Here is an 851-nt window from a genome sequence, read left to right as displayed (position 1 = left end):
AGCTGCAAGTGCGATCCGCTGGTAAACGCCATGCCTTCAGGGGCACTCGCAAGCAGCACGGCCTCCTTGAGTTCGTCGAGCCGCTCGGCCAGCAACTGTCGCCGACGATCAACAGCGATGCTGATCATAGCCAGCAGAAACCAGACAATCGGCCGCGGCGGTTTTGCGTCTGGCGTCACCTCGGGCGGCAGTTTTGAGAGATCAACCGGCATACGAAACGGCGTAAGTGTTGCGAGTGTGGCGCATCAGGGCTTTCTCAGCACATCAGGACACGGTGTATGATCGCCGTTCGATTCGGCGTAGCATTCGTGCCAATCTTCTCGCTGACCACCTTGAAGGTTAAATCCGATCATCTCCTTGCGATAACCCGTCGTCGACCAATACGTAAAGCGATTTCGATTTTCGAGCGTACGCCGAACAAGTTCGGCTGCCTTCACCTTCTGCAAATAGGTTGTGACTTTGACATAGGACTCGAATCGTATGGCCTCATCAATCGTGATCTGCTTCCCCAACTGCCCATCGGGATCTATCGAAAAAAAGTAGTCACCGTTAACCACAATTCCGAATTTAGGGAGATCAAGATGCCGATCGAAGGCAACTCGATTTTTCTCGTAGACCACCTCCCAATCTGTCTTTTGATCCGCACGGACTGCGCTAATAACCACCTTATCCTGCGGCTCAATCTGCCGGGCAGAAACTGGAGCGTGTTGAGGATAATCGCGATCAAAATACGCCGGTTTAACCTCAAAGTAATATTCCTTGCCCGGCACCAGATGCTGACCGATCAATCCATACTCGTCCTTGTGTGTCATATGCCACATCCATTTGAGGCCGTTCATCGAGCAATAGCC

At 52.4% G+C, this 851-nt stretch carries 2 protein-coding genes; both read right to left on the bottom strand.

Annotated elements, in window-relative coordinates:
• A partial coding sequence (locus tag KVT39_RS36410; RefSeq protein WP_217591425.1) for a DUF2345 domain-containing protein occupies positions 1-212 on the bottom strand: 212 nt, incomplete at its 3' end.
• Between the two features lie 33 nt (positions 213-245).
• On the bottom strand, positions 246-851 hold a 606-nt coding region (locus KVT39_RS36405; RefSeq protein WP_217591424.1), incomplete at its 5' end, for a hypothetical protein.

Origin of the sequence: Burkholderia sp. GbtcB21, assembly GCF_019091065.1 — a bacterium.
Taxonomy (GTDB): domain Bacteria; phylum Pseudomonadota; class Gammaproteobacteria; order Burkholderiales; family Burkholderiaceae; genus Burkholderia; species Burkholderia pyrrocinia_C.
Note: the sequence above shows the minus strand (reverse complement) of the source record. Positions and strands in the feature narration are given on the sequence as shown.